Here is a 7,443-nt window from a genome sequence, read left to right as displayed (position 1 = left end):
GTCGTGAGTCCCGGGGGGCCTTCCCAGGAGGGCGCCACAGACGGAGACCGCGCGACGCACACCCCACCCGCAATCCGGGGCGCGCGCCCGATGGCTCCGCTCAGCGACCCCCTCGGATTCCTCGTACGTTTAGCGGAATCTCGACTTTCAGAAAAGCGCCCGTTCATCAAAGACCCACCCGGTCGGGGTATGACGCGGCGGCTCAGGGACAGGGGCATGCAAGCGCCCCTGAATCCCGGCTTGACGGAGGAGTCAACCGATGAAGTACACCAACCTGGGTCGCACCGGCTTGCGGGTATCCCGCATCTGTCTGGGCTGCATGAGCTACGGCACGCCTACCTGGCGCCCATGGGTGCTGGACGAGGAGGCGGCGCAGCCCTTCTTCCGCCGTGCGGTGGAGCTGGGCATCAACTTCTTCGACACCGCGGACATGTACTCGATGGGGGTGAGCGAGGAAGTCACGGGGCGTGCGCTGCGCCGCTATGCGCGCCTGGACGAGGTGGTGATTGCCACCAAGGTCTACTTCCCCATGGGCGACGGGCAGAACCTGCGCGGCCTGTCGCGCAAGCACATCGTCCAGGGCTGCGAGGCGAGCCTGAAGCGGCTGGGCGTGGACGCCATCGACCTCTATCAAATCCACCGCATGGACCCGAACACGCCGCTGGAGGAGACGCTGTCCGCGTTGGACCAGCTCGTGCGCCAGGGGAAGGTGCGCTACCTGGGTGCGTCGTCCGCGTACGCGTGGCAGTTCGCGAGGGCGCTGGGCGTGGCGGACCTGCACGGCTGGTCGCGCTTCGTCTCCATGCAGGGCCACTACAACCTCGTCTACCGCGAGGAGGAGCGGGAGATGCTGCCCCTGTGCGAGTCCGAGGGCATCGGTGTCATCCCCTGGTCCCCGCTGGCGCGCGGCCTGCTGGCGGGCTCGCGCAAGTCGCTGAATGACCGCAGCGCCACGGCCCGCGCGAAGTCGGACACGTTCTCCGGCCAGCTCTATGACCAGCCCGGGGACTGGGAGGTGGTGGAGGCCACGCAGAAGGTGGCCGCCGCGCGCAACGTGCCGCCCGCGCAGGTGGCGCTGGCGTGGCTGCTGTCACGGCCCCAGGTGACGGCGCCCATCATCGGCGCCACGAAGCCCGAGCACCTGGAGGACGCCGTGCGCGCGGTGGACCTCAAGCTGGCCCCCGAGGAGCTGAAGGCGCTCGAGGCGCCCTACAAGCCCCACGAGGTGCGCGGGATGTGACGCACACGGCGGGCCCTCCCGGGCCTGGGCTAGAGTCCAGCGCTCATCTTGGAGGACTCCATGAAGCGGCTCCTGCGCATCACCCTGCTCGCCGTGCTGATGGTGGGAGCGTCCTCCTGCCGCCGGAGCGGGGCTGCGCTGCGTCATGCCCCGGAGCGCACGTGCGTGGTGCTCTCCGTGGGGTCGGCGCGAGGGCTGGCGCACCTGGGCGCGCTGGATGCGCTGGTGGAGCGCGGCGTGCGCATCGACTGCGTGGTGGGCAACAGCATGGGCGCGTTGGTGGGCAGCCTCTATGCCGCCGCGCCCGGGGAGGACCTGCGCACGCGCTACCGGGCGTTCTTCCGGCTGTACGAGCGCGAGACGGAGCAGGAGGCGAAGAAGCGCGGCGCGGTGGGCGCGGCGGTGGGACTGCTCGCGGTGCTCATCTCAGGAGGTGCGCTGGCACCCGCGCTCGCGGCGGGAGCGCTGGGCGCGGCGGGAGGCGCGGCGTCGGTTCCCGAGCTCAGCCATGAGCGCTTCACCCAGGTGCTGGAGCGCTTCCACCGTGGGGCGCGCATCGAGGAGCTGCCGGTGCCCTTCGCGACCTTCTACCAGGAGCCCACGGGCGAGGGCCTGCACCGGGTGGCGGCGACGCAGGGCTCCGTCGCGGAGGCGGTGGCCTCCAGCGCGGCCAACCCGTTCCTGTTCGAGGACGCGACGCTGCAGCGCATCGACCCGGGGGCGGACCGGGTGTCGGCGGTGCCCGTGCATGATGCCTGCGAGCTGTTCCCGGGCTCGCGGCTCATCGCCATCAACGTCACCGACGAGCCCGCCTTCTACCGTTCCGACATGGGCTGCGAGGTGCGGGAAGTGCGCGTGGACATGACCGGCACGTCCGTCGAGGCGTTCCGGGGCGCGGGCGAGGCGTTTGAATCCGCATGGCGCGCGGGCCATGACGCCGTTATCCGCGCGCTCGACGACGGGCGGTGGTGAGGGTTGCCCGTGTCACCTCTCGAATTTGAGGAACACAGATGCCAACTGTGCTCGAAGAACTCGCCAGACCTGTCATTTTCGGCCGCTCCAGCTCCCACTTCACGCGAATCACACGCATCTTCGCCGCGGAGCTCGGCGTCGATTACGACTTGCGCGTGGTGCGAGACCTCATGTCCTCCAATGTCGAGGACTACGGCGGCAACCCCGCGCTCAGGATCCCGAGCCTGAAGACGTCCCAGGGTGTCTGGTTCGGTGCCCTGAATATCTGTCGTGAGCTGTACCGACAGTCGAGCCGCAAGCCCCGTGTGGTCTGGCCGGAAGACCTCGACGTGCCGGTGCTGGCCAATGCGCAGGAGCTCGCGGCGCAGGCGATGGCGACGGAGGTGTCGCTGGTCATGGCCAAGGTGGGCGGCGGCGGGGACGGTGCGCACCCGGCGAAGCTGCGCACCGCGCTGCTCAACATGATGGCGTGGCTGGAGGAGAACGTGGGGGCCGTCCTCGCCGCGCTCCCGCCTCAGCGGGACCTGAGCTTCCTGGAGGTCACCCTGTACTGCCTGGTGACGCATCTGGAGTTCCGGGAGGTCCTGCCGACGGCGCCCTACTCCGAGCTGACGAAGTTCTGTCAGCAATTCTCGACGCGCGCATCTGTTGGTGCGACGCAATTTCGATTCGACCCGTGAAAGCCGATGAGGCAGCTCCCTCTGTCTGCACCATGCCCCACCCCCTCTTGAAGCCGCTCCTCCTCGTCGCCCTGGTCCTGTCCGGGTGCGCGACCCAGCCCCACACGAAACCCGACGGTGCCCCGGGGGAAGGCCCCATGACTCAGCAGAAACCCACGAAGTCCGGCTACGCGCCGGTGAACGGCCTCCGCCTCTACTACGAGGTCCACGGTTCCGGAGACGGCACGCCCCTCATCGTCCTGCATGGCGGCTTCCGCATGGCGGCGCTCATGGGCGAGGTGCCGAAGCAGCTCGCGGAGAACCGACAGGTCATCGCCGTCGACCTGCAAGGTCATGGCAGGACCGGCGACATCGACCGCCCCCTGCGCTTCGAGCACATGGCAGACGACATCGCCGCCCTCATCCAGCACCTGGGCTTCGAGCAGGCCGACGTCATGGGCTACTCGCTCGGCGGTTGCGTCGCGATTCGAACCGCGATTCAGCACCCCCAGCGGGTCCGGAAGCTCGTCGTCGTCTCGGCGGGCTTCAGCCAGGACTCCTGGTACCCGGAGGTCCGCGCCACCTTCCAGCAGATCAACCACTCCATGGTCGAGTTCATGCGCCCGTCGACCGAGTACCAGACGTACGTGGCCGTCTCGCCGAACCCGGACGGCTTCCCGAAGCTGCTCGACAAGATGGGCGAGCTGCTGTCGCGCGACTACGACTGGTCCAACGAGGTCCCCCGCATCTCGGCGCCCACGCTGCTCATCTACGCGGACCATGACGGCATCTCGCCGGCGAAGATGGTGCGCTTCTTCGAGCTCCTCGGCGGCGGCCAGAAGGACCCGGGCTGGGAGGGCAAGGACATGTCGAAGGCCCGCCTCGCCATCCTCCCGGGCCGCACCCACTACAACATCTTCGACTCGCCCGACGTCGTCGGGAAGGCGAACCCCTTCCTCGCCGAGCCCATGCCGTCGGCCCGATAGGCTCCTCCGGCACGGTTCACCGCCACGTGAAGTTGCCCCGCGGAAACGGGGCAACCTCATGTCCGAGGCCCAAGCCCTGTCTCCTCGACTGGGAGGCCGTGCGCGTCCCGGACCTCACCGCTCCACGATGCTGCTCGGCGGCAGGGGTGAGGTCTGGTCGAAGGGGCTCACCCTCGGGCGGGCCCTCACCCACACCGTCGTCGTGACGGTGCGGACTCCCCGCGTCAGTCCGGTGTGGAGGGCCGCCGTCCACCTGACGGATGACGTTGGAGTCCAACTACCTCGCGAGTAGTCTCCTCGTGCGCGGTGCGGACCGCCTCACGAGGAGCCTCATGGAGTTTGACGACCTCAATCCGGGAATCCTGCCCCCCGGGATGCGACTCGGCCCGTGGCGTCTGCTGGAGCAGCGCGGCCGGGGCGCCTACGGAGTCGTCTACCGCGCCGTGCCCGCGAAGGGGCAGGCAGGGGACGCCGTGGCCCTCAAGCTGGCCCTGCACCCCGGGGATGCGCGCTTCGCGCGTGAGGCCGAGCTGCTCGGCCGCATCCGCCACCCCGCGGTCCCGCGCCTGATAGACAATGGCCACTGGCAGCCGCGGGAGGGCGAGTCCTACGCATGGGTTGTCATGGAGTGGGTGGAAGGCCTTCCGCTCTATGCCTGGGCCCAGGCTCAGCGCCCGTCTTCACGGCAGGTGCTTCAGCTCCTGGCCCGGCTGGCCCGTGCCCTGGACGCCACGCATTCGGCCGGAGGCCTCCACCGCGATGTGAAGGGTGACAACATCCGCGTCCGGCGGGCAGACGCTCAGCCCTTCCTCATGGACTTCGGCTCTGGCCACCACCTGGGAGCCGCCACGCTGACCTTGCAGCCATTTCCTCCCGGCACCCCGGCCTACCGCTCGCCCGAGGCATGGCGCTTCGTGCTGCACACCCGCAAGCCCCTGGACGTCCCGTATCCCCCGGGGCCCGCGGATGACGTCTTTGCCCTGGGGGTGACGGCCTACCGACTCGTCACCGCGAAGTACCCACCGTCAGCGCACCCGGGGCATGAGGATGACTGGCTCTGGCGCACCGAGGCGCTGGAGCACTGGACGGCGCGAGTGGGCAACCCCCGCTGCACTCCGGAGCTGAGCGCGCTGGTGTCCCGGATGCTCTCGCCGCACCCCGAGGTGCGCGGCAGCGCGCGGGAGGTAGCGGAAGCGCTGGAGCAGGCTGCGCGCAGAGCAGGACACGAAGCGGATGCGCCTCTCTTCACGGGAGAAGAGCCGCGGCTCGCGGGCCGCTTCCCCATGCCCCAGCGCGTCACGGTGCTGCGCCCCCCTCGCATGCGCAGGTGGCCCTGGTTCGCGGCCGCCGGCCTCGGAGGCACACTGGCGCTGAGCGCCGGGGGGCTGCTGAGCGTGAGTCGCACGGAGGAGCCCGCAGCGCCCCATCTTGCTGAGCAGGAAGAAGAGTCAGCGGATGCCGGCACCGTGGCCGCCGGGGACTCCGCACTGATGGCGCCAGTGAAGCCCGAGCAAATGCCCTCCGTGTGGGCATCCATCGCGGTCGACGTGCCACCGAAACCCTTCCCAGGGCAGCGGCGCCCGGACGGCAGGGGCCGCTGTCCTGGCACGGTGCAGGTGGCAATCAACGGCGGTTGTTGGACGAAACTGGCCGTGGAGCTGAAGGACTGTGGTGGTGAAGACGGCTTTGAATACAAGGGCGCGTGCTACCTCCCCGTCCTGGCTCCGCCACGCCCCGCCACCTCGGGCCCCGCGAAGCGAGACGACAGTCCCTAGCCAGTTGCTCCAGAGCCCGACGGGTCGCCCGGTCCCAACCCGAGGAGGAGCCCGGGTGAGCTTCTGACGCCAGACACCCTCCGCGACGCGTCCGGGGTCCGGAGCCCTCCTGGCGAGGGCTCCGGAGGGAGCTCGAGTGCCTCAGAGGTTGTGGTAGGCGACCTGCAGATCCGAGCGGAGCTTGGCCTCGATTTCACTGCACAGCTTGCCCTCCTCCCCCAACTGCGCGATGAGGGCCCGCCACCGCTCCTCCTCCTTCGGCAGGGGCTTCCGGTAGGCGCCCTCGAGCACCGCGCGGAACGAGCGCTCGAGGATGCCGTCCTGCACGTGCCGGTCGGTGTGGTCGCCGCCGTACTTGTTCCGGTCCGATACCCTGTCCGAAACGGCGTAGCTGATGGCTTCGGAGTCCTTGCCCTCGGCGGCCATCTGCCTGGCCAGGGCATCGTACCGCTGGTAGTCGCTCTCGGTCGTCCGGTAGTTGGGATTCTCGTGGGCGCGCTTGAACGCCTTGTCGATGGCGTTCTTGATGGCGATGGGCGAATCCGGATCGCCTCCGTAGACGAGGACGTTGGTGATCTTGTCCGAGATGGCGTAGCTGATGGCCGAGGAGTCCTTGCCCTCCTCGGCCATCTTCTTGGCGATGGCCTCGTACTTCTGGAAGTCGCCGCTGGTCATCCTGTAGTTGGGATTTTCGTGGGCGCGCTTGAACGCCTTGTCGATGGCGTTCCTGATGGCGACGGGCGAATCCGGATCACCTCCGAAGACGAGGACGTTGGTGATCTTGTCCGCAATGGCATACATGATGGCCGCGGAGTCCTTGCCCTCTTCGGCCATCTTCTTGGCGATGGCCTCGTACTTCTGGTGGTCGCCGCTGGTCGTCCTGTAGTTGGGATTTTCGTAGGCGCGCTTGAATGCCTTGTCGATGGCGTTCCCGATGGCGACGGGCGAATCCGGATCGCCTCCGAAGGCGAGGACGTTGGAGATCTTGTCCGAGATGGCGTAGCTGATGGCTTCGGAGTCCTTGCCGTCGGCGGCCATCTCCCTGGCCAGGGCCTCGTACTTCTTGTAGTCGCTCTCGCTCGTCCGGTAGTTGGGATTCTCGTTGGCGCGCTTGAACGCCTTGTCGATGGCGGTCCCGATGGCGATGTCCGAATCCGGCTCGCCCCCGTAGTTCCGGACGTTCATGGCCTTGTCGGAGATGGCATAGCTGATCTCCATGAAGGTCTTGCCGTCGGCGGCCATCTTGTTGGCCATCTCGCGGTAGCGGCCGTACTCCTCGGCGCTCGTCGGGTACTGCTTGTTCTCGTAGGCGCGCTTGAAGGCCATGTCCGTCAGCGCTTTGAAGTCGGCGTCGGTCTTGGGATAGAGCGGGCCGTGGCGCAGCTCGGACACCATGCCCTTGAGCGTGGACTCCATCAGCGCGGCGTCGTTGCAGCCGGCCTTCTGCATCATCACCGCGTACTGGTAGAGGTCGTTCCGCCCGGCCCCGCCGGGAAGCGGCTCGCCCTCCGCGGCCGCGGCGCGGATGGCGTTGTCGACGGCGCGCGCCATCCGCTCCGGAGACAGCGCGGTCTCAGAGGGTGGGAGCATCGCCTGCGTGGGCGCACTCTTCTGGGCCGCCGGGGCCGTGAAGACGGCCGCCGGGGCGGCGGTCCGCGCGGTGGGCGCCACGGCCGTCGTCGCCATGGTGGCCCTCAGGGAGTCCAGGAACGCCAGCTCCGCGCTCTTCGTCGGCTGGGACGTCTGGGGGCTCTGGGTGCTCTCAGTCTTGCGAGTGGAGACCGCGGGTGGACGCTCACCGACCTTCATGG

6 protein-coding genes are annotated in these 7,443 nt (G+C 68.7%); 5 read left to right on the top strand and 1 reads right to left on the bottom strand.

Features of this window, described 5'->3' with window-relative positions; all coding sequences use genetic code 11:
• Positions 1-259: 259 nt before the first annotated feature.
• The 5 genes from ACX9TP_RS22035 (at position 260) to ACX9TP_RS22015 (ending at position 5,632) form a co-directional block, all read left to right on the top strand.
• On the top strand, positions 260-1,240 hold the full coding sequence (locus ACX9TP_RS22035) for an aldo/keto reductase (RefSeq protein WP_482981692.1): 981 nt from the start codon (positions 260-262) through the stop codon (positions 1,238-1,240).
• Positions 1,241-1,300: 60 nt separating this feature from the next.
• On the top strand, positions 1,301-2,212 hold the full coding sequence (locus ACX9TP_RS22030) for a patatin-like phospholipase family protein (RefSeq protein ID WP_482981691.1): 912 nt from the start codon (positions 1,301-1,303) through the stop codon (positions 2,210-2,212).
• Positions 2,213-2,250: 38 nt separating this feature from the next.
• On the top strand, positions 2,251-2,892 hold the full coding sequence (locus ACX9TP_RS22025; RefSeq protein ID WP_482981690.1) for a glutathione S-transferase N-terminal domain-containing protein: 642 nt from the start codon (positions 2,251-2,253) through the stop codon (positions 2,890-2,892).
• 137 nt (positions 2,893-3,029) lie between these two features.
• A complete protein-coding gene (locus ACX9TP_RS22020) occupies positions 3,030-3,857 on the top strand; it encodes an alpha/beta fold hydrolase (protein WP_482981689.1) in 828 nt (275 codons plus the stop codon).
• Positions 3,858-4,189: 332 nt separating this feature from the next.
• On the top strand, positions 4,190-5,632 hold the full coding sequence (locus ACX9TP_RS22015) for a serine/threonine protein kinase (RefSeq protein ID WP_482981688.1): 1,443 nt from the start codon (positions 4,190-4,192) through the stop codon (positions 5,630-5,632).
• A gap of 141 nt (positions 5,633-5,773) precedes the next feature.
• Here ACX9TP_RS22015 and ACX9TP_RS22010 read toward each other — a convergent pair whose 3' ends face one another.
• The gene (locus ACX9TP_RS22010; RefSeq protein ID WP_482981687.1) at positions 5,774-7,441 is read right to left on the bottom strand and encodes a hypothetical protein; all 1,668 of its coding nucleotides are present in this window, start codon (positions 7,439-7,441) and stop codon (positions 5,774-5,776) included.
• Positions 7,442-7,443 lie beyond the last annotated feature (2 nt).

The sequence above is a fragment of the Pyxidicoccus sp. M15 genome, assembly GCF_056858435.1.
This window is presented reverse-complemented; position numbering and strand designations above follow the sequence as displayed.

Coding starts and splice junctions, on each gene's coding strand:
- ACX9TP_RS22035 (WP_482981692.1), top strand. CDS start 260: ATGAAGTACACCAACCTGGGTCGCACCGGCTTGCGGGTATCCCGCATC.
- ACX9TP_RS22030 (WP_482981691.1), top strand. CDS start 1,301: ATGAAGCGGCTCCTGCGCATCACCCTGCTCGCCGTGCTGATGGTGGGA.
- ACX9TP_RS22025 (WP_482981690.1), top strand. CDS start 2,251: ATGCCAACTGTGCTCGAAGAACTCGCCAGACCTGTCATTTTCGGCCGC.
- ACX9TP_RS22020 (WP_482981689.1), top strand. CDS start 3,030: ATGACTCAGCAGAAACCCACGAAGTCCGGCTACGCGCCGGTGAACGGC.
- ACX9TP_RS22015 (WP_482981688.1), top strand. CDS start 4,190: ATGGAGTTTGACGACCTCAATCCGGGAATCCTGCCCCCCGGGATGCGA.
- ACX9TP_RS22010 (WP_482981687.1), bottom strand. CDS start 7,441: ATGAAGGTCGGTGAGCGTCCACCCGCGGTCTCCACTCGCAAGACTGAG.